20 protein-coding genes and 1 pseudogene are annotated in these 21373 nt (G+C 57.1%); 6 read left to right on the forward strand and 15 right to left on the reverse strand.

Going from position 1 to position 21373, the window contains the following annotated elements:
* Positions 1-6 precede the first annotated feature (6 nt).
* Together ASF58_RS25090 and ASF58_RS25095 are read right to left on the reverse strand one after the other, a co-directional pair.
* On the reverse strand, positions 7-399 hold the full coding sequence (locus ASF58_RS25090; protein WP_082513103.1) for a type II toxin-antitoxin system VapC family toxin: 393 nt from the start codon (positions 397-399) through the stop codon (positions 7-9).
* Positions 392-640 carry an AbrB/MazE/SpoVT family DNA-binding domain-containing protein gene (locus tag ASF58_RS25095; RefSeq protein ID WP_082513104.1) on the reverse strand — a complete coding sequence of 83 codons (249 nt, stop codon included), beginning with the start codon at positions 638-640 and terminating at the stop codon, positions 392-394. The genes ASF58_RS25090 and ASF58_RS25095 overlap by 8 nt, the downstream gene beginning before the upstream one ends.
* A gap of 397 nt (positions 641-1037) precedes the next feature.
* On the opposite strand from ASF58_RS25095, the gene ASF58_RS15675 reads away from it, so the two are divergent.
* Complete coding sequence (locus tag ASF58_RS15675) at positions 1038-1658, forward strand: recombinase family protein (protein WP_055954317.1); 621 nt, start codon at positions 1038-1040, stop codon at positions 1656-1658.
* Positions 1659-1700: 42 nt separating this feature from the next.
* On the opposite strand, the gene ASF58_RS25100 is transcribed toward ASF58_RS15675, so the two are convergent.
* From ASF58_RS25100 to ASF58_RS15685, 4 genes are all read right to left on the reverse strand, one after another.
* Positions 1701-4688, reverse strand: coding sequence for an EAL domain-containing protein (locus tag ASF58_RS25100; protein ID WP_162242057.1), 2988 nt, complete (start codon positions 4686-4688; stop codon positions 1701-1703).
* Between the two features lie 476 nt (positions 4689-5164).
* Positions 5165-5386, reverse strand: coding sequence for a hypothetical protein (locus tag ASF58_RS25945; RefSeq protein WP_156375718.1), 222 nt, complete (start codon positions 5384-5386; stop codon positions 5165-5167).
* A gap of 100 nt (positions 5387-5486) precedes the next feature.
* Positions 5487-5852, reverse strand: coding sequence for a hypothetical protein (locus ASF58_RS25950; RefSeq protein ID WP_156375719.1), 366 nt, complete (start codon positions 5850-5852; stop codon positions 5487-5489).
* Between the two features lie 71 nt (positions 5853-5923).
* The gene (locus tag ASF58_RS15685; RefSeq protein WP_055954323.1) at positions 5924-7408 is read right to left on the reverse strand and encodes a PAS domain-containing methyl-accepting chemotaxis protein; all 1485 of its coding nucleotides are present in this window, start codon (positions 7406-7408) and stop codon (positions 5924-5926) included.
* A gap of 848 nt (positions 7409-8256) precedes the next feature.
* Between ASF58_RS15685 and ASF58_RS15690 the strand changes: the two genes are divergently transcribed.
* From ASF58_RS15690 to ASF58_RS25105, 3 genes and pseudogenes are all read left to right on the forward strand, one after another.
* Positions 8257-8487 (forward strand): hypothetical protein, encoded by a 231-nt coding sequence (locus tag ASF58_RS15690; RefSeq protein WP_055954326.1) that lies wholly within the window; start codon positions 8257-8259, stop codon positions 8485-8487.
* 314 nt (positions 8488-8801) lie between these two features.
* A complete protein-coding gene (locus ASF58_RS25955) occupies positions 8802-9023 on the forward strand; it encodes a hypothetical protein (protein WP_156375720.1) in 222 nt (73 codons plus the stop codon).
* Positions 9024-9122: 99 nt separating this feature from the next.
* Positions 9123-10222 (forward strand): annotated as a pseudogene (locus ASF58_RS25105) (IS630 family transposase).
* Positions 10223-10528: 306 nt separating this feature from the next.
* Here ASF58_RS25105 and ASF58_RS25960 read toward each other — a convergent pair.
* Positions 10529-10933, reverse strand: coding sequence for a hypothetical protein (locus tag ASF58_RS25960; RefSeq protein WP_156375721.1), 405 nt, complete (start codon positions 10931-10933; stop codon positions 10529-10531).
* Between the two features lie 355 nt (positions 10934-11288).
* Positions 11289-12346, reverse strand: a protein-coding gene (locus ASF58_RS25110; protein ID WP_200930212.1) for an IS630 family transposase whose coding sequence is annotated in 2 segments (ribosomal slippage) — positions 11289-11854 and positions 11854-12346 — 1059 coding nt in all. Because the reading frame shifts where the segments join, the coding sequence is not laid out codon by codon here.
* A 144-nt stretch (positions 12347-12490) separates the two neighbouring features.
* Here ASF58_RS25110 and ASF58_RS15710 point away from each other — a divergent pair.
* On the forward strand, positions 12491-12724 hold the full coding sequence (locus tag ASF58_RS15710; RefSeq protein ID WP_055954339.1) for a hypothetical protein: 234 nt from the start codon (positions 12491-12493) through the stop codon (positions 12722-12724).
* 345 nt (positions 12725-13069) lie between these two features.
* On the opposite strand, the gene ASF58_RS15715 is transcribed toward ASF58_RS15710, so the two are convergent.
* Positions 13070-13636, reverse strand: a complete 567-nt coding sequence (locus tag ASF58_RS15715) for a PAS domain-containing protein (RefSeq protein ID WP_162242058.1) — start codon at positions 13634-13636, stop codon at positions 13070-13072.
* A 191-nt stretch (positions 13637-13827) separates the two neighbouring features.
* Between ASF58_RS15715 and ASF58_RS15720 the strand changes: the two genes are divergently transcribed.
* On the forward strand, positions 13828-14169 hold the full coding sequence (locus ASF58_RS15720; RefSeq protein WP_055954345.1) for a hypothetical protein: 342 nt from the start codon (positions 13828-13830) through the stop codon (positions 14167-14169).
* Positions 14170-14486: 317 nt separating this feature from the next.
* Here the strand turns inward: ASF58_RS15720 and ASF58_RS15725 are convergent, their stop codons facing one another.
* From ASF58_RS15725 to ASF58_RS15745, 6 genes are all read right to left on the reverse strand, one after another.
* A complete protein-coding gene (locus ASF58_RS15725) occupies positions 14487-17000 on the reverse strand; it encodes a CheR family methyltransferase (RefSeq protein WP_055954348.1) in 2514 nt (837 codons plus the stop codon).
* Between the two features lie 105 nt (positions 17001-17105).
* Positions 17106-17360 carry a hypothetical protein gene (locus tag ASF58_RS15730; protein WP_156375723.1) on the reverse strand — a complete coding sequence of 85 codons (255 nt, stop codon included), beginning with the start codon at positions 17358-17360 and terminating at the stop codon, positions 17106-17108.
* A 35-nt stretch (positions 17361-17395) separates the two neighbouring features.
* The gene (locus ASF58_RS25965) at positions 17396-17743 is read right to left on the reverse strand and encodes a hypothetical protein (RefSeq protein WP_156375724.1); all 348 of its coding nucleotides are present in this window, start codon (positions 17741-17743) and stop codon (positions 17396-17398) included.
* Positions 17744-18213: 470 nt separating this feature from the next.
* On the reverse strand, positions 18214-18399 hold the full coding sequence (locus ASF58_RS25970; protein ID WP_156375725.1) for a hypothetical protein: 186 nt from the start codon (positions 18397-18399) through the stop codon (positions 18214-18216).
* Between the two features lie 618 nt (positions 18400-19017).
* Positions 19018-19605, reverse strand: a complete 588-nt coding sequence (locus ASF58_RS25115) for a PAS domain-containing protein (RefSeq protein ID WP_210166879.1) — start codon at positions 19603-19605, stop codon at positions 19018-19020.
* Positions 19606-20192: 587 nt separating this feature from the next.
* Positions 20193-20417, reverse strand: coding sequence for a hypothetical protein (locus tag ASF58_RS15745; RefSeq protein WP_055954359.1), 225 nt, complete (start codon positions 20415-20417; stop codon positions 20193-20195).
* Positions 20418-21373: the final 956 nt, after the last annotated feature.

Genomic DNA, 21373 nt, shown 5'->3' on the forward strand with positions numbered 1-21373 from the left:
AGAGGATCATCGGATAAGTTCGACAGAGGCGCCGACGGTCTCTGGTAGATCAGCCCAGGCCCGATCTGTCGTGACGGCAGTGGCCTCACGATGCAGTGCCAATGCCAAGCAGGCGCGATCACTGAAGGACAGGCCAAGGCTTTTGGTGAGTGGCCGCAACATCCCTGTACGACGGGCTTGCGCATCATCAAAGGCTTCGACCCGCAAATGAAGACCATCGATTGCCTGAGAAATCTGGCTCTCGGAACCACCTGCATCTACGAGTTTACTGTAGACCTCGGAGAGGTTCACAGCACTGATCATAGCGCGCGGCAGCACGGAGAGAACACGATCAGCACCCTGTTCGCTCTTAAGCAGGCACAGGAGGGCCGAGGCATCGAGTACGAAGCGCTCACTCATGCTCGGCCTCGACGCGACGCTCGGCAATGAGCTCATCAGCGAGGCTGACGTCGTCGGGTACGAACTCACGCACGATATCCTGAGCACGTCGCACGGCCGAAGACAGTGACCGCACGTGCAGGCCATCCTCGCCTAATTCGATCACGACGGTATCTCCGGTGTCGATCCCAAGTTTGCGACGGAATGCAGCTGGGATGATGAGCTTACCGCCATCAATGATTTTGACCGCCTGCGATGCCATGAAGTTTACCCTAAACCTTGCTCAACAGGGTAATCATACCAATTTGTATGGCGGGTATCAACGCGAGGTTGATGCGATAGAAACCGATTGAGAAAATTGCGCTCTGCAGGCAGATTTTTGATGCGGCCGTAGAGCGCGTTGGGGTCATGCGCAATCCATTAAGAACCAACATTCTGTTTGGACCCATCATGGAGTCACAAAATCCTTCGACGACATGGTTCGTGGATCATAGAAAAAATGACGGCTTGCGTTATGTAAGCTGTGCCGTTAGGCAGTCGTCAGCATGCTTGTCACGCAATCGCTCGTTTGCGTGACAAGCATGCTGAGCCAAACCGGGTGGTGAACGAACAGTCGGTGCCCGGGTTCTTCCAGGACGGCCAACGAGGATCGCGGCCTGATGCTGCTCGGCTATATGCGCGTATCCAAGGCCGACGGCTCGCAGACGACCGACCTACAGCGAGATGCGCTCCTCGCCATCGGTGTCGAGCCTGATCGCTTCTACGAGGATCACGCTTCAGGAAAACGCGACAGCCGCCCTGGGCTCGATGCCTGTCTCAAGGCGCTGCGTGAAGGTGATACCCTCGCGATCTGGAAGCTCGATCGCCTTGGCCGCGACCTGCGCCACCTCATTAACACCGTGCACGATCTCACCAAGCGTGGGGTCGGTCTCAAGGTGCTAACGGGGCAGGGCGCCAACATCGACACCACCACGGCCAATGGCCGGCTCGTGTTCGGCATCTTCGCAGCCTTGGCTGAGTTCGAGCGGGAGCTCATCATCGAGCGCACCAAAGCCGGGCTCGCGTCTGCGCGGGCACGAGGCCGAAGAGGAGGCCGCAAGCCGAAGATGACGGCGGCGAAGCTAAGGTTGGCTCAAGCGGCAATGGGAAAGCCTGAGACGAAGATCGCCGAACTGTGCACCGAACTTGGCATCACCAGGCAGACCCTCTACCGGCACGTCGATCCGAAAGGAAGCTTCAGACCAGACGCTATGAAGATCCTCGGACGGCGAACTATTTAAGAATAGAGGCGTTTTATGATCTTTATCAGGCCAAATCGTAATCTAATTATGAGATTTTGGCTTGATTGAAGCATGAATACCAATTTTAGGTGCACCAGCACCCATCATCCTACTGCGGTACTTAGTGACTTCTCTGGTGGAATGCCGCGATAGCGGTTTACCGAAGATGAAGCCCTGGACCTCGCAGCAGCCTTCGTTTCGAACCCAATCGAGCTGTGCTTGCGTCTCGACCCCCTCAGCCGTGACTGTCGCTCCAAGCTGCTTTCCTAATCCGGCTACTGCACGGACAATTGCTCCAGAGGTTGAGGGACAAGCTTCCTGTATAAACGAACGATCGATTTTAATTTTATCAAATGGAAATCTGCACAGATAGCTAAGTGATGAATAACCTGTGCCAAAATCGTCGATAGCCAGTCGGACGCCCATGTTGCGCAAGCGATGCAAACACGCAATGACTGCGTCAGCATCCTTGATGAGCACACTCTCAGTAATTTCAAGCTCAAGACGTTCTGGCGCTAAACCTGAATTGAAGAGAGCATTACGAACCTGCTGCTCAACGTTCGCGTGCTGAAACTGTACGGCTGAGACGTTGACTCCTACTCGAAGATCACCCTGCCACGAAGCCGCTTCTCGGCACGCCTCATAGAGTGCCCAGGCTCCGAGTTCGACGATCAGACCTGTATCCTCGGCCAGCGGAATGAAGTCTGCGGGCGAAATAAATCCTTTTTCGGGATGCGGCCATCGTAATAGGGCCTCGAAGCCCCTGAGGGTGTCGTTCCTGAGATGGATCACGGGCTGGTAGTTCAGGAGGAAACCGCCGCTTCGAATGGCATCCTTCATGTCGATTTCGAGGAAGTTTCGCGAGGTAACCGCCATATCCATGCCGGCCTCATAGAAGCAGCATGTTTGCCGACCGGCGTCTTTGGCTCGGTAAAGGGCGATGTCAGCGTTCTTGAATAGGGTATCGGCTTGATCCCCGTCGTCTGGACCAATCGCCACCCCGATACTGATGCCGACCGTCGTGATATGCCCGCCGATATCCAACGGTTGCCCAACGATCTCAATGAGCCGCTGCGCTGCCGCATTCACACCATGCGGATTGCTCCGACCGCGCAGGATGATCGCAAACTCGTCTCCCCCTAGACGAGCAATAGTGTCCCCTCGCCGGAGTGACCGTCGCATGCGATCTGCCAAGGTACACAACAGGGTATCACCTGCCGGATGCCCGAAGGTGTCGTTGACCGTCTTAAAGCGATCAAGGTCGCAACACAGGACGGCAAAGTGGCTACCGTGCCTCTGTGCCGTCGCGAGTTCCTGAGACAGCCGTTCTTGGAATTGTCGGCGGTTCGGCAAACCCGTCAGAGCATCATGCAAAGCCATGTGCTCAACTTGCGCCTCGGCTCGCTTTCGCGCCGTAGCGTCTGCTGCCGTACCCTCGAAGTAGAGGGGATGCCCTTCCGCATCACGCACCAACCACGCCGTTTCCGAGAGCCAAATCCTTTCACCGGTCGTCTGACTGGTCACTTCGGAGACGAAGTCATCGATCCTGCCTTGCTCCAGTATCGTCCGCATAAATCCACGGTGGCGGTTGCGATCGACATACCAGTCATGATTGAAGCAACCATCTGACACCAATGCGCTGGCAGGGTCCGCGTATCCATGAAGGCTTGCGAGGGCTTGGTTGGCTCGAACAATGGTTCCATCGAGCTTTGCCCGATAGACACCCACGACAGCGTTCTGGAAGAGGCTCTGATACTCGGCTTCGGCGACACGAAGGGCAGTCTCCCTTTTTTTACGCTCCGTTATGTCCGTAAAGGTCCGAACGAACCCACCTGTCGGTAAGGGCACGGAACGCACCTCGATCGCCGTCCCGTTCGGTCGCTCGCGCTCATAGACGCTTGCTTCAGTCTCTCGGCTATCGCTCTTCAGCCAGCGCCGAAGGTCGGCGTCGGCCTTGTCGAACTCGCCAGTGTCGACCTGATGCTGGCGCAGGACATCGAATCGTGCACCTTCATGGAGCAAATTTTCTGACACACCGAGAAGGTCTCGCGCTTTCTGATTGTGAACGCGGATACGGTCGTCAGCCCCGATCATCAGGATGCCTTGGTCTATATTCTCCAGCGTGAGACGAAGGAGATCACTGACGTCGCGCAACTGCTCTTCGGAACGCACAAGATCGGTAATATCGACACACACCCCGATGAGGGCGACGATGGCTCCACTCTCGTCATGTTGCGGTAAGCCTCGCGAGATTACAGTCCGCACTTCGCCGTCCGCCCTCACAAGGTGTCGCTGGCGATCGAACGGCACTATGGGCGTTGGTGATGTGCTCTCACCACTGACACGAGCCCAGTCAAGCAAATCAGAACGATTGTTTGCATGTAAAAATTGAAGGATATCGTCTTTGGATACTTCTTCGTCTTCCAATCCATATCCTGTAAGTCTTCGCATGCTCGGAGACCAAGTTGCTTTCTGGGCCCGCAAGTCATATCGCCAACACCCGATACCCCCGACTTGCTCGATAAGACGCTGATAATCGGCCGCTTCTCGCAGCTTCGCTTGTACGGAGCCCATCTTCTCCAAATCCTGGGAGATTTGGTTGCGCGCTTCATGAAGACGCAAATGGGCGACCACGACATCTGCTAAATCTTGAAGGCTCCGAACTTGCTCAAGGGAAAACGAACGTGGCCGAGTGTCCATTAGGCATAGCGTTCCGACGCGAATGCCTGGATATAGGACCAGCGGTGCGCCTGCATAGAAACGGTGACACGTTGTACCCGTGACCAGCGCGTTTTCTAAGAAACGCGCGTCAACAAGCGTATCCTCAATAACAAGAACATCATCTGATGAAATGGTATGGTTGCAGAACGCGACATCACGCGGTAGCTCGTTGATCTCTGTACCTGAACGAGCTTTGAACCAGTGCCGGTTCTCATCCATCAGCGCAATGACGGCAATCGGTACTGAGAATAGTGCTTGCGCCGTACGACATACCGCGTCGAAATGCTTCTCGGCGGGTGTGTCGAGCACCTTCAATCCTCTTAGGACCGTAAGGCGTTCAAGCTCGGTGGATGATAAGGGGTACATCAAACGCCTTACTTGGTGACGTCATCGCTCACGCAGGGAGAGCCGCCGGACGCCGGCGCTTCCCAAATCACCCTACAAATCTTAATGTTTGATGCGAGTTCAACACAAAATTCAACTGACAAGCGAGTTTTAGGGGAATTTTGGGGCCACGCTGCAAAAGATCCATCATTTAAGATTGTCGCTGCTAGAATACTTGTTTAAATATTATTTTTGATATATGCAGACAGAAGTAACTCATCAAGCTATATATCTAACTACAGCTTTCATGGATTTTGAGAAATTAGTGAAAGTGGATTTAATTAACAGCAATGTTATATTCATCGATGAACATCATTCTTCATTAAACCAACGATCAAACAGATTATCACCGCGTCCTTGGTGTGGAAGCGGAACAAATTGGAAAACAACTCACGTGAAGCTCATTCCTTGAGTTGAGATAGCATGACGTTGCGTGCTTGGCGTAGGTAGCGCAGCTTGTCCCGGTAAGCGCTGAAAAGTCCTTCCTCTTCGGTAATGTCTTCTCTTATTTCCAATGCCTCCATAACGCGGCTAGCTTGGGCGCTGAGCCGCGCTTGAGCAGCGATAATACTTCCGTTTAGATCAAGTAATCTACTAATCCAATCTGCATCGACAGATGACATGGTAATCCTTCATTGTTATTGAGAGTGTAATATCATCAAATATCTAGGATATTAATTTTGCAGATCTGTTCCTGTATTTTTACATTAGATCAGCGCTTTCCTAGTATGCTGCCCCCCTGCCACCCTGGGCAAAAGTAGCGTCGTAGAGCCATTCGTGTTGCATCATCAGTTTAGCAATTTGTGCGCTAAGGACGTCGTAGCTTTTACGCATTTGGCGGAAGTTGGTGTTCGTCTGTTCCTGAAGGTCACGTAGATACTCAAGCTCCTCGATGTCCGCATGATCAGCAAGACAGCGACTACTCTCGCGAAGCGCCAAAAGCCTAACTTGTTGCTCGATTGATGTTAGAGCGTTGACCTCTCCTGCAAGGTACTCTTGTGCATCCATGAGCTTCGATAGGCTGGATTGGAGCGTTCGACGTACCCTGATGACGTCCGGGACAGGGATTGGGCCGTTTGCAAGCACCATGAGATCATGCTCCTCCCGCCATCACTGTTCGGAGTCTGAGCATGCAATTCCGGGCTACGCTACTTGCACTCTCAACGAGCGAGCACACGAGCAGCCTCCTTCGTCGTATCGACGGCCCACGAGACCTCGCTGATCGATGCCGAGATTGTCAGCACGTTCTGTGAGATGGCCCGGACCGCTTCCGCTGCCCCCTGCATGCTCGATGACATCTCGCGCGTCACGACGCTCTGCTCCTCAACCGCAGCGGCTGTGCTGACCACGTAGTCGCGCACGGTCACGACCGTTCCCTGGATCGTTCCGAGCGAACCAGCGACCTGCTCCGAGGCTGCCTGTACGCTGTCGATCTCACTGGAAATCTGGCTTGTGGCACGGGCCGCCTGGGCGGCGAGGTTCTTGACCTCCTGCGCGACCACAGCGAAACCACGTCCTGCTTCGCCAGCCCTTGCCGCCTCAATCGTCGCATTCAGGGCAAGCAGGTTGATCTGGCTGGCGATGGTCTGGATCAGGGCCACGATACCGCTCATCGCTGTGGCGGCTGCTGAGAGCTTCTGGGTGACCGCACTCGCTGCTTCCACCTGCGCATGCGCATCGTCCGTAGCCGTGCGTGCCTTGCTCATGCTGTGCGAGATTTCATTGACTGAGGCGGCCAGTTCTTCGGAGGCGGCGGCCATAGTCTGCACACTATTGGCGGTCTTTCCCGCTGCATGAGTCGCGGACCGGGTCTCCTGCGACGAGCGCTGAACAGCACCGTCAATCTCCGCAAAATTTTGCTCGATCAGGCGCTTGAGGTCAGCCAGCAGGGTGACCTGCGCTGTGATATCGGTTGCGAACTTCACGACCTTGTAGGGACGCCCACTCGCATCTAGAATGGGATTGTAGGAAGCCTCGATCCAGACCTCGCGCCCCTCCTTGCCGATGCGCTTGAACTGTCCCTTCTGGTATTCACCCCGGCGCAGCTTGGCCCAGAACGCAGCGTAATCGGGGCTGCCGCCAAAGGCCGGATCGACGAACATCCTGTGGTGTTGACCGACGATCTCGGGCAGCGCGTATCCTACCACGGATAGGAAGTTATCGTTGGCCTCGATGATGGTGCCATCGAGGCTGAAGGCGATGACAGCCTGAGCCTTACGAATGGCCTCGATCTGCCCCTCGCGATCTGCGTCGAACAGCTTTTGCCGTGTGATGTCGGCAGCGAACTTGATAATTTTGTAGGGTTTGCCCCGACGATCGAACATTGGGCTGTAGGACGCCTCGATCCAGACTTCACGGCCATCCTTGCCTATGCGCTTGAACTGACCGGCCTGGAACTCGCCAGCCCGCAACTTCTCCCAAAATTCGGCGTATGCGCAACTGTCCCGCACGGCGGGATCGACAAAACGTCGATGGTGCTGTCCAACGACCTCTTCTGCTCTGAAACCGACTACGGACAGGAAGTTCTCGTTGGCACGAGTGACCACGCCATGAAGATCGAATTCGATCACTCCCTGAGACCGTTCAAGGGCAGCTAGCTTGGCGCTGTCTTCGGTCGTCGGATGATGGGAGCGACTGAAGAGCATCGTAGAATACCTTTGGAAGCTCCCGCGCGATAACGGCACGTCGTGCCTGAAAGCTGCGCTCTAGCCCTGGGTGAATACTCGAAAACAGGTCATCACCATCGCGCCGTATCCGTTAACAATAGGTTTAAGTTCGCCTATCTCTCAACTGCGATGCGAACTTTCCATCCTGTTTGTGGATGAAACCACGATACAGATCAGTGGATGATAGATGCCGGCCCAGGGCGGCAACCAAACATTGGGGTTTCCGCTGTGAGGGGATGTTTCGGCTCCGCCCATCTGCCCCATAGAGTGCCCCCGGCTGAAGCGGCGCTGCTGTCACTTGACAAAGCCTGCAACGGCAATGTCTTGCACAAGGGCACAAGCCTCGCGTTCTTCAGAGGGCTCCTATCAGTGGAGCCAATGCCTTGACCCTGATCCTGTTGGCACTCATGCGAGACGGCAAAAATACCTCGTTCGCGGGCCTGACAACGAGAGCATCGAGGCGTGAGTTACCATGCCGCTGACTCCCATTTGAGCTTGGCCGTGGGTCTCGGCCGAGCTACCGCCGAGAAATGTCCGATATCCCACATTGGCTCGATCTGGTCATACTGGCGGCGAGGGCGGAGCGGGTCTGATCGCAGGACGCCGATCGACGGGCTCATGAAGCGATCGTCCGGGCCACGGTGCAGGTCGAGGTCCTCGTAGATGACGCCATCAGGGTCAGTCTCAACGAAGCCTGACTTACAGGCGAAATGGAGGCAGGTCCGCTTTCCGCATAGGCTCGGGAAGGCTCCATCCCGCACAGGCGACCAGATACTGACCGATCTGAAGGCACGGATGGCCCACCTGCGAGCCCGATCATCCTGACCGTGGTCGAAGACGGCTTTGGCTTCCTCGTTCACCGCTCTGACGAGAAGATCGGGAAGAAGCCGTTCGAGGGATTCGATGATGCCTTGGACTTCATGAGTTGGTGCACGGCCAACCGCCGCACAGCAGAGCCGCTGTTCAGCCTGCCGATCCACTACCGGGGTGGTCGATGCTGGGTGATCACTCCGGGTGACGAAGACGTGGCGTTTCTGTTGAAGCTTCGTTGGTTGTAGCATCCACTTAGTCGCCAACGTCACGTGCAGCCAACAAAGTGCCAACTTCTAGCAGAAGCATCTCTGTTAGCTTGGACATGACTAAATTATGAGATTTTAATAAGAGATTGTGAAGAGCCAATACGGACTCAGCAATGTTCAGTAATGGATCATACTTATTAATTGTCGCTCATATTCTCTTGATGCCCGGAATGTTGCCAAAGCACTCAAGTAAAACACCTAATATTTATTCGTATCACTCCCACCAATACCCTGGTAGGAAGACAAATCTCACTGGGAATAGACCACCTGCGTTGTGCGGGAATGAGCAACTTATGATAAAAGATGGTGACGAGCCTGAGCATGACGTTCGATGCATAGCCGTGCTAAATAAGATCGCTGAAGCGCTGAACTGCTGCGTTTCCGACTTGGCTGTCTCAGGACCTGACAACCTCAGTCAGACCGCAGAACTGCTGATTTTATGGATGTCATTTGATAACGATCAAGACCGCGAGAAGCTTCTGTCGGCTGCCCAACATATCGCGGCGAAGAATTGATCCTCGCATTCCACTGCTACCTCAGCATACCGGGCAGACTCGACTTATACCAGGCCTCGTTGATCAGGACTCACACTGAGTGGCGGTACTGAGCGGGCTGTGATTCAGTCCTTGGGTTTTCAGCCTGAGGAGGATGCGATGGCTGCTCCAGTGCCGCTGCGATCGGATTCCGACGCGCAAGCCTTGCGCGGTCTGGCCAAGGGTTCACGTGATCCGGCGCAGACCCGCCGTCTGTTGGCGCTGTCTGTGATCGCCGCGGGTGGTCTGCGTTCGGAGGCGGCCGAGATTGGCGGGGTCGGGTTGCAGACGGTGCGCGACTTTCGTCGTAGCCTTCAACGCCGATGGCCCGGCCGGGCTGATCGACGGCAAGGCCCCTTGTGCCCGTCCGCGCCTGAACGCCGACCAGCGCGACGCCCTCAAGGTGCTGGTCGAACAGGGGCCGACGCCGGCCGCTCACGGGGTGGTGCGTTGGCGACTGTGCGATCTGGCCCGGATCCTATGCGAGGATCATGGCGTATCGGTCTTGCGAGCAGACGCTGAGCCGCGTCTTGCGGGCGATGGGCTACCGCAAGCTCTCAGCCCGCCCGCGCCATCACGCCCAGGATTCGGAGGCTGGGGCTCTTTTTTAAAAAGACTTCCCCGACCGTCTGGCGCAGATCGCGCAGGCTGTCGGCCGCAAACCCGTAGAGGTCTGGTTCTGCGACGAGGCGCGGGTCGGCCAGAAGAACACCCTGACCCGCCGCTGGGCAGCACGCGGAACGCGACCTTCGGCCCCCAAGGATCAGCGCACGCAGTCAGCCTACATCTTTGGGGCGATCTGCCCGGCCAGAGGCGTGGGCGCGGGCCTGGTCATGCCCCGTTGCACCACGTCGGCCATGGCCCACCACCTCGAAGAGATCTCCGCAACCGTCGCGCCCGGCGCCCACGCCGTGCTCCTGCTCGATCAGGCCGGCTGGTACACGACCAAGAAGCTGCTCGTTCCGGGCAACATCACCCTGCTGCCTCTTCCGGCTCGCTCACCCGAACTCAACCCGGTCGAGAACCTCTGGCAGTTCATGCGCGAGAACTGGCTCGACAACCGGATCTTCCAATCCTATCCCGACATCCTCGACCAGTGCTTCGAGGCCTGGAACAAGCTTATCGCTCAGCCCTGGCGCATCATGTCCGTCGGAATGCGCCGGTGGGCACATGAGTGCTGATCAATGAGGATTGGTATTACACCTGACGTTTTGATCCGTGCCACGTGCCTGCCACGGTCACTCTAGCGCTGTAGATGCTATTTCCGGAGGCATCCCGCACGCGAGCGGTGAAGCTCTGGTGATCACCATTCGGTATGGCGTCCTTCACCACCTGGGCGAGGGTGAGTAGAACTTCGCTTCGTCCAGCCTCGACGTTTGGGAAGTCGATGCCCTCTTCGTCGTAAAAGCTAATCCGAGCATTCTCAAAATCAAAGAAGAGCCTTAGCATGTACTACCCTGTGGTATGAGCTCTTAGGTAACCCGCGATCATGCATCTGAAGAAATTCTCAAGCTGTCTTCAACGAGAGATACTTTTGCTTCTTCGATCACACGGCGGCGATTCGAAGCTTCATGCCAATCCCGCTTAGCGCTGTTGTTTGATGGGAATTCCGCCAGTGACAAAACCAAGCTACAATCCTCATCGGATGAACAAAGATTCTTCCCAATTTTAAGCAGAATAATCAACCGCTCAATATTTGGCGTCAGACTAGGTATTACGCCTTTTGATTCACAGGATTGCTTTTTTGAACTGCGGGCGGCCAACTCTCTTCCCAATTCAAGCATCAGAATTTTTGAAACAGTAGTGATGCGTTCGGAACCGCATTCGATCAACCGCTTATGAATTGCGATGCAGCTTTCGGCGATGCGATACAGATCGTCATTGTTGCCCATCTTCGGTCATAACCTTGTAATGACCCCGTGCCGCTGCGTTGAATCAGTTACGCATGCGATTGATCAGACAGACGAAAAAGGCCCGCCGAAGCGGGCCAAGTTCGGGTGTCGAGTGGCCCTGGGAGGAACCCACAGCTCAACTATATGGCGAACTTTACACCATTGTCTAGGTCGAAGGGAAGCTCCGAAACGAACTTTGGCGATTGCAATTTCCAAAAGATGAAATGCTTCTTGGAAAACCGAATGAGAATTCAAAGCTATGTTACAGCCTATCAGATCCAATTGTCGGATACCCGACATGAAAACAAAATTTACGATTTATTCATAAGAACGGTATAATACCAAACCTCACTGATCAGAACGCATGGGCCCATCGGCGCAGTCCGATAGACATGAGGCGCCAGGGCTGGGCGATGATCTTGTTCCAGGCGTCGCAGCAGTGATCGAGGATGTCGTCGTAGGATTGGAAGATCCGGTTTCCGAGCCAGTTGTCACGCATGAACTGCCAGAGGTTCTCGACCAGGTTGAGTTCGGGTGAGCGCGCCGGCAGGGGCAAGAGGGTGATGTTGTCGGTAACCGGCAGCTTCCTGGTGGTGTGCCAGCCGGCCTGATCGAGCAGGAGGACGGCGTGGGCGCCAGGAGCCACGGTCGCCGAAATCTCTTCAAGATGATAAGCTATCGCTGACGTGGTGCAGCGGGGCATGACCAAGCCTGCCCCGACGCCCCGGGCCGGGCAGATCGCCCCGAAGATGTAGGCCGAGGCCGTGCGCTGGTCCTTGGGGGCCGAGGGTCGCGTTCCGCGCTTGGCCCAGCGTCGGGTCAGGGTGTTCTTCTGGCCGACACGGGCCTCGTCGCAGAACCAGACTTCTACCGGCTTGCCGCCGACAGCCTGCGCGATGTCCGCCAGACGATCGGGGAAGTCTTTTTAAAAACAGCCGCGGCGCCCGGATCCTGGACGTGATGGCGCGGGCGGGCCGAGAGCTTGCGGTAGCCCATGGCCCGCAAGACCCGGCTCAAGGTCTGCTCGGAGACCGACACGCCGTGATCCTCGGACAGGATTTGGGCCAGATCGCACAACCGCCACCGCACCACACCGTGTACGGCCGGTGTCGGTCCCTGTTCGACCAGCGCCTTGAGGACATCGCGCTGGTCGGCGTTCAGGCGCGAACGGGCCCCGGGGGCCTTGCCGTCGATCAGCCCGTCCGGTCCATCGGCGTTGAAGGCCACGACCCAGTCGCGCACCGTTTGCAGCCCGACCCCGCCGATCTCGGCCGCCTCCGAGCGCAGACCACCCGCGGCGATCACCGACAGCGCCAACAGGCGGCGGGTCTGCGCCGGATCACGCGAACTTTTGGCCAGACCGCGCAAGGTCTCGGCATCGAAGTCCGATCGCAGCGGCACTGGAGCAGCCATCGCATCCTCCTCAGGCTCCAAACCCAAGGAATGAATCACGACCGAGATGCCGACGCTACCCCGCGTGAGTCCTGCTCAGCGAGGCTTGGTATAAGTCAACGGTAGGGCCGTCCCGATCCATCACCAGCAGGATGCTGAGCTACCATGACGAGCGATGACAGCGGCGCGCAGAATCGTCGGGAAACGAGGACCGCGAGGTTGCAGGAGAAGGCCCGCGAAGGGGGCGAGGCACGCGCTGACTACGAAGCGACCCAGCAAGCCACCGAGGACAAGACGGTACGCCTCAAGGCCCTTCGGCTCGCGAAAGAGCAGTCCGACAAGGAAGCGGACAAGAAGGTAAATAAGAAAGCTGGCAAGAAGGCCGATAAAAAGAAATAGCTCACTATCGCGAGTGCAAGCTCTCCGCTGCGGCGTTGGGAGATGCCTGCGCTCGTACCCATATGATCCCCATGATCATCTTCACTCTCAATCCCCATTCCCTGCGGGTCACACCATCTGCAACGGAGCCTGGTCGGTTCGACTGGGCGATCTGGAAGGACAAGGAGGTGGTGCAGCGGTCAGTGCGATCCTTTGGATCGGAAGGAGCCTCGGAAGCAGCTGGCGACACGGCCCTTCGGGCTGTTACTACTATCTGGCAGAACGCTAAGTGACAGGGCTCGCCCTTCTCGCGGTGTGAGACGGTTGACTGCCGCTGAGGTACTTCCGTCTCACACCGCGTAAAGCTCAGTTCATCGCGCCGCGACGTCGCTCGTCCGTGAGTTTCGACAGCGCGCGCCCAACCTCCAGCAGCAGCATATCGCTCATCGTGTGTAGAAGGGGTTCAGGAAGTTCATGGATCGCTTCGCGAGCCGCAAGACAATGCTCAGCAGCGAGTTCTAGGGGGTGCCGAGCCTGGCACGTCAGTTCTGAACTCTCCTCTTGCTTAGCGAGCCGCGATTGCGTGATGTCGATCAGCACACCGTTTCCGCGCTGAGGCCGTCCGTCCTTGTCCAAGGCGATGCGGCCACGATCGAGAACCCAGCGTACGACACCGTCGGCCGAGCACACTCGGTACTCGAACGTGCAGCAAAGGCCCGTCTCCGTGCTACGCTTGATCTCTTGTATGAACCGTTCCCGGTCTTCGGGGTGGACCCCAGCGCGGAAGGCATCGAGTGAGGTACCGGCCGCTGTCTCGGCAGGGTCTAAATTGAACACGAGAGCGACGAGAGCATCGGCATAGACCCGGTCATTCGGAACGTCGTATTCCCATTGTCCGATCGTGTCCGAGGCATCAAGCGCCTGTTGCAGCATGATTTGCGAGACCTGGGCCCCGCGCGTTTGAATACGCCTCACCCGCATCTCCAGCGTCTGAAAGAATGTAGCTTGAGAAATATAATAAGATCAAAAACGAACGATAGCTATGTAGGCGGAAAATTACTGCGACATAGTATACTGTTTGTAACTTCTCGGTTTACAGTTATAAGTTGCGTTGGAGGGGAGCAATGGGCCGTAAGCTGAGCTCGGATGAGGCTGAGGCGTTCGTCAACGACGCTACGAGCTTGCCCAATATGAAGTTTGAAGTCCCCTCGTCGTATGCCCCGGTGCTTCAATCGCGGATTGCAGAGGCGCTGGGTCTTTCCGTAGCCGATCTCCTCCATCGAAGCGCATCTGGGATTGATACCCAAGAGGCAGCCCATGAAGGGCAAGCGACCGAGATGGCGCTGACCCCAGACTGCTTGGATCTCATCGAGGCTTTCACGCGTGTCGAAGACCCGGAGGAGCGCCAACGCCTTCTCAAGATGGTTCGAGACGCAGCTCGAATGAACAAGCACGAGGAGCCCTGAGGATCGCAACCCGATCTGAAGGCTGGCGTGACGCCTTTGGGCCCGGCTGACGGTCGCTCGTAGTTCCTGGCGCAAGCCTGCCCCCGCCGCCCGATCTGCTCACGGGGCCGGCGGGGTAGGATCGTCCATCTCACGCTGAGCCGGTACGCAACTTGGCTCGCAGGTAGGATGGCCGAGGCTGGTTAGCCGAGCCTCAAGCGCGCTATGGCGGCGCGGCACCAAATCGGGAATGCGTGACTCGAAGGAAAAATCTGTCAGGCGGTACCCACTCGCGCAGCCTGCTGCATACGGATACCCGAGAAAAGTGACAGGTAGAGCTAGTCTCTGTCCTCAGGTGGAGCACAGATGATGTTGACAACAAGACCACACATTTTGCCATCGACATGCGACGGCGTAAGTCGGACGCGGTAGCGGCAACCGTCCGTCCCATCAAAATCACGGACGATCGTTCGGCCCTCGGTCATGACCGATTGAGCATCCTCGGACAACCACGACAGTGAGAACGGTCCGGCAAAGTTGTTCAGCCGCCTTCCACGGTCGCTCGCTTGTATGCCGAAGATCTGCGCGGCGGCGTCAGTAATTGTACGAATGCGCAAGTCAGCATCGAGAAACACGCTGGCGATGCCCGTGCTCGCAAACAACACCGTTTGCTCAGCCGTCAGCCGATCCAATGACTCGATCTTCGACTCAAGCTCAACGTTAACCGTATGAAGTTCCTCGTTAACCGACTGTATTTCTTCCTTTGATGCCTCTAGTTCTTCATTGGCTGACTGCATCTCTTCGTTGACTGAGTACAGCTCCTCGTTCGAGGATTTCAGTTCCTCCAACGAGGTTTCGTATTCCTCGACGATCCCTTGGAGCCGTTCGCGCGTTTTCGCCAACTCGTCTTCAAGCCGTTGCACCGCCTCGTCTCGCCCGATCTCAGCTTGTACGTCCCGCTGCTCGTTGCGTAGTGCAGACTCAGTGAACACCACGAGGAACAGTGGTTCGACGTTTGGGCGCTGTGTCAGTGGCTTGACGGTCAACGACAACCGCTGCTGCACGGCGCCCGGTGCCCCGATCTCCAGGCCATGGCGTACAACCACCGCGTCGGTTTCAATCGCCTCTCGTAGCGCAGTTCGTAGTTCGAGGCGCAGCCCCTTGGCGACGATCGCGGCCAACTCATGCGTCGGGGGACCTGGCGCGACTTCCAGAACAGTGTTGATCCGCGCTGAGTAGTGCACGGCTTCGCCGGTACGCGTCACCACCGCGTGCGCTGGAGCAAACTCGGCCAGTACCTCGGCTTCCACGGCGTGACGCAGGCTAGCGCGCGCCAGCGCACCCTTAGGTCTGATCCGAGCGCTGGGCACAAGGTCGGCCCAGGCGTTCCCAACCATCGACGGTAGTCTCACCGTCGATGCCACATCGGACGCCTGGAAGATGCGGTGGCGTTTATCGATCGTGGCGAACAGGTCCTCGAACCGCGTGACATTTTCGGCCATCCCGATAAACAGGTAGCCATTGATGCGCAGGGCGTAGTGCAGCACCGGCAGCATTCGCTCCTGCGTTTCGAGGTCGAGGTAGATCAGCAGGTTTCGGCAGGAGATCAGGTCGAGACGCGAGAATGGCGGGTCGCGTAGGACGCTGTGCGGAGCGAAGGTGCACAGGTCACGCACCGACTTGCCGACCACCAAGCTGTCACCTTGCACGACGAAGTGACGTGCGACGCGCTCGGGCGAGACGGCATCAAGGTAGGCTCTGGGATAGCGACCGATCCTAGCCACTGCGAGCGAGCGCTCGTCGATGTCAGTCGCAAAGATCTGCACGCGCTGCGGCGTCGCGAGCCTGTCCATATGCTCCCGCAGCAGAATGGCGATCGAGTACACCTCCTCGCCGGTCGAGCAGGCAGGCACCCACACCCGCACAACGTCGTCAGGAGAGCGGCCCTCAAATAACTTAGGGATCACCCGTGCAGCCAGAGCGTCGAAGGCGGCAGCGTCGCGGAAGAACTTGGTGACGCCGATCAACAGGTCGCGGAACAGCGCTGCCGCCTCTGCCGCGTCCGTGCGTAAGCGTGCGAGGTAGGCGTCTGCTCCCGTATGCTCGCCGACCCTGATACGACGGGCCAGCCGCCGTTTGAATGTGCTGGGCTTGTAGCCGGAAAAGTCGTGTCCGACCTGCCTACGCAGGATCGCGTGAATTTCCTCAAGAATGTCGTCGGTGGCTTCGACGCTGTTCGGATCGTCACCTTTGCCTAGCGCCGTAATCTCTTCATCGGGGATATGAGCAGCGATCAGCGTTCCCATATCTCCGGCTGGGACGACATAGTCCACGTATCCAGTGCGGATCGCGGAGAGCGGCATGTCAGAAGTTTCTGGTCCATCCTCATCAGGAGCCTGAGCGAGGGTGAGACCACCCTGCTCCTTCACTGCTTTGACGCCAATTGTCCCGTCGCCGTCGCCGCCTGAGAGAATGACAGCGACTGTGCGCTCGCCTCGATCGAGCGCTAGAGCGGTGAGGAAAACATCGATCGGCTTGATTTCTCGGACGCCCTCTCCGAGTGCCGTCAGGGTCAAGCGGCCATCCTTGATGCCGAACATCATGCTAGGGGGCATGACGTAGACACGTCCGGACTGCACCGTCAGACCATCGACAGCAGTCTCTACCGGCATAGGGGTGAGTCGACCCAGCACGTCGGGCAGCAGGCTCTCGCGGTCGGGGCTCAAGTGCGTGACAACGACGACGGCGGCATGAAAAGGCTGTGGCAGTCCACGAAAGAAGCCGCTCATGGCTTCGATCCCTCCAGCGGAGGCGCCGACTCCAACGATTGGGAAGAGATCCTGTGCCCTCATGGCATGCTCCTGGGCACCGACCTCAACAGTCCTATCGTTGCCAAGGTTCGAAACTTCAATGTTGGGTGAGGCGAGAGCGGTCGCATTTCATCTCGTGGGTCGCGGTCACCCGTCGTTGGTCAGTTCCTGGGTGATAAATCCAACACAGCGAGCGCGTGCCTCGGGATTTTTGAGCTGAAGGAATAAGCGCATCACGATCAATGCCTGCTCGATGTCTTTGGTGGGGGGATCGACGTCGATAACGAGCAAGGGTTTCACCTGTCCTGCCTCATAGAAGCTATCGACCGGCATGTTCAGTGCGTGCGCGATACGCTCTAGGGATCGCCTGCGTTTTGGGTCTAAAGCATCATCGTTGTCCATGATGTCTTATCAGCCTTGCGTTCGCCTAGTCGAGTTCAGTGCAGGACGACCTTCAGCGCCTGCGGGCTAACGGCAGCAGCGACACGACGCCCCACGTGGAGAAGTGCGTTGCCAACGAGTGCACGGGTGACGGGCTCGCCATCCTCCTCCGCAAGCTCGTAAACCTTGAGGAGGCCTTCAACCAACCGTTGGGGAGGGGCGGGATCGCCGGCACAAATCGCGAGTGCGGTTTCTACCGAATTTGTACCAGCAAGCGTCTGGCGACGTGATTGCTCGACGAGGTCCACGGATTTGCCAAGAACCTGTAGCGTTCTTTCGGCGGCTGCGCGCAACTCCTGAGCGACAATCAGAGCCCGGTCAGCAGCGCTTACTCTGACAGTCATCGATAGTCCTTCCGATCAGCTTGCAACCAGATAGCATCCAATTCCGCTGATGTCTCGCTTCGATTGTGAGCAGGCTTCGGGCTGATAAACTTAGATCATCACAAGTAACTGTCAGACCGCGTGGCAACAACGAACGGACAATCAAGGTGATTACCGAGCGCGGATCGAAATAGCCGAGTATTACGCAAAGGTCGGTATCAGCTGCCCCTTAAGCGCCCTCGTTCGCAGGGTCGGGTGCTGGCTTGATGAAAGATCCATAGCGGCACCTGGGACGAAGCTCGTCGCGGCAGAGTAGCCTTGAGCAGGAAACCCCGCTGCCCGATCTGCTCACGGGCTGGCGGGGTATGCCGTGTCCACACGACGGAAAGCCGATACGCAACTTGGCTCGCCGACAGGATGACCGAGGCTGGTTACTTGGATCTCAAGGGGCTGGAGCCTGAAGTGCCCAAAACGAAACAGCCTTGCGCAGCTCAAGGCTCAACTTCGCCAGCTTCGGCTTCGCTTTCCAAGACGACAGCATCAGCTTTTTCCTCGCCGTATTGGAAACGATGGTGGTCGAGAACGGGGAATAGATCCTCAAGCCCACGAGCGACACCAAAGAGGACGGTTGAAGGCACGGCCCCTTCGAGCGGCAGGCGGTAATTGACTTCGCGCATGGTGCTCTCAGATGAGGAGCCGGTTTCGCCAAAAGGGGCTGCCGGGACCCAGGATGGTCTGCGATGATCCTGGGTTAATGATGAAAGTTGCGAGAGGTTTCGTAGAGATCCATTTAATGTCGGCTGCACGACATAAATACATCATCGAGATGTGCGCGCTATCGAGTTGCGCGCAACCATGATTAGTGCTCGTAACGGCAGGTGTTAAATTTCCAATGCGGCGCCATCACGTTGTGTCGACGCTTCGAGGAGCCCCACCAATGTCGCTCTTTGTCGTAACGCGTCGCTGTTCACTGAACGAAGATCGCTACAGGTGGCTGCTTCTCTCGTCCGATCGCGCACACAAGATCCACGCGCCCGACTCCTATAAAACTGAAGCCGAAGCCCAGAGATTGGGTGAGATCGAAGCTTCGTTTCTGAACGAGCAAGATTGCTCTGCGTTTAGCTGATCACGCATCATCCTCGCCAAGGTAGCACGCGGTTTGTGAAAGCCGGGGCATCCTTGGGATCATCCAAGCTTAGGAAGGGGCAATCACCGCCTTCGCGTGCACAATCACAGCTGTGGCCACCGTCCAGCAGGACGGTGCGACCCTGCGGATAACAATCTGTTCTCGTGGGTCAGTTCATCTGCGCCCGGCGCTGATCGTTCTCAAGCTTCGAGAGGCGACGTCCAAGCTCCAGCAGGAGCATATCAGTCATGGTTTGGAGGAGAGGCTCGGGGACTTGCTGGAGGGCGCCTCGGACAATCAAGCAATGCTCGGCCGCTTCCTCTAAAGGATGTTCTAGACGATCGAGCATCGCCATTGAATATGCGGCTTCATCAGATCGGTTTTGTGTGATGTCGACTAGGAAGCCCGTGCCTCGCCGGGGCTGCCCAGTCTCGTCCACCTCAATCAGACCGCGAGCCAAAACCCACCTCATAGCGCCATCGGCCGAGTGAACTCGATACTCCTGCACGTAGGAGTGACCCGCAGCTGCGCTTCTCGCAATGACCTCGGCTGTTTTCGCCCGGTCCGCTGGATGAATGGCTTCTAGGAACAGGCTCAGCGGCACCCCGCCTCGCGCCACCGCAGGATCGACGCTGAAGAGCAGAGCAACCGTTGCGTCCGCATAGAGACGATCGTTGGGGATGTCCCAGTCCCAGCGTCCGATGACATCCGACGCATCAATCGCAGCTTGCAGATGGATCTGCGAAGCTTTCCCCAAATCTGCCCCGCCTCGCCGCACCACTACCTCCTAACCCACGTGATTTCTCCAATCACTTCAATGTGAGACCTTTTTAAGGTTGGTTAACATGCGATAAATTGTCTGCGGGGCCTCAGCCACGATACCGCCACGCTTTTGCATACAATCCGGCGTATGATAAGCGGTCTTCAGGTTTGTGGGCATACCGTTGGGGACAGAACTTGGGCCGTAAGCTGAACCCCGCTGACGCCGCTTCGCCCAGCTTCTCTGACGCAAGCGCGGAGCCGAGCCCAATCCTGCCGAACCGTAGCCAACTGCTCCAGCAGCAGATCGCCAGGCAACTCGGGATTTCGCCTGAGGAGTTCAGCAAAACACCTCGACTGGCCCCAGGTGCACCAGATGGGGGTACTCCTTCTGGTGCCTTCGACGTCGCACTAAGCCGCGAGTGCCTAGAATTGCTCGAAGCCTTCTGCCGGATCACAGATCCAGAACAGCGCCGTCTATGCCTGCAAGCTGTTCGTGATGCGGCTGATAGCTCGCCAGCGGCGGTTCGCTAATGCACTATCGTACTGATGTTGCTCTGACGAATACGCCAGTATTCATCGCACCTACGCTCGCGCTATCCGCGCTGCTCTCATATCCCGCATCTCTGAAGCTCTGGCGTAGCGATGCATCATCTTGCGGCGCTCTTCTCTCTGCGCAAGTTCCTGCCCGACCTGCCATAGCAGTGCGCGTGTCATAGCGAGCATCGCCGGAGTGCCTATCTCGGCGACCGCTTCATGAGCTTTGAGGCAGGCGTCTGCCATGGCTTCGAAACGTTCGTCATCATCCATCGAAGTTCGAGCCTCCTTCAGTATCACAACAAAACTTAACGAGCTGAAGTTGCAGGAGACAACCGTATCGAGGCTGGACAAATTGTCCGGGCGATGTTCTGACCTAAATAATCAGTTAATTTTAATGATCAGATAGTGATTGTATTATGTTCTCGGAACAATGAATGCACACTGGCGATATCCGCTATATGTGCGATGCACAATAGGAGCGAGATATGTCTAAAATTGATGGGACGGATTGTTGCTCAACCCGAGCAGCGTCCTTGTTGATCAGAATTGCTACAGCACTCGATTGCCCGGTCGAGGCATTCTCGAAACCTGCCTCGGATGAAATATCTCAAACGGCCGAGTTGATGCCACTTTGGCTTACGATCGAGCACGAAGAGGATCGCATGAAGGTGCTGAGCATCGTTCGCAGTGTTGCGCCGACGATTACCGCGGCGGAAGCCTGCCAAGGCGGACAGGTCTCATAAGAACCCGCTTCCTGAGTGATCCTTGAAGGCATTCGCCCGGCGGATGTACCCAACTACCGTCCTCGGATCCCGGTGCCCGCTTTGGTCCATGATACGGGCGAGGTCCGCGCCCCACTCAGCCGCCGTCGTGATGTACCTGGCCCGCAGGGAGTGCGCCCCGAAAGTCGAGGCTGGCGGCCTTCGGATAGTCCTTAATGATGTCTGCAACGGCCTGGGTTATGAAATGCGCCACGCCCTCCCGACCGCGACACCAACTGGTACGGCTCAGCGGGTTGGAGCATAGGGATAGAGAGGTTGCCGAACCAAGGCTCTGCGGCGGCTCATTGATCAAAGCGCTCGAAAGAGAACAGAGAGCACGGACCTCACCCTGACAGAAGCCTGTTCTCTGTAGGTGCTCATGGAAGTGCCCCGCAATCCATTCTGGCAAGGCTTCTACGCCTTCAACGATGGATCATGCCTTGAAGCCTGTCCGTTCTCTCACAA

This window comes from Methylobacterium sp. Leaf125, assembly GCF_001423085.1.
Lineage (GTDB): Bacteria > Pseudomonadota > Alphaproteobacteria > Rhizobiales > Beijerinckiaceae > Methylobacterium.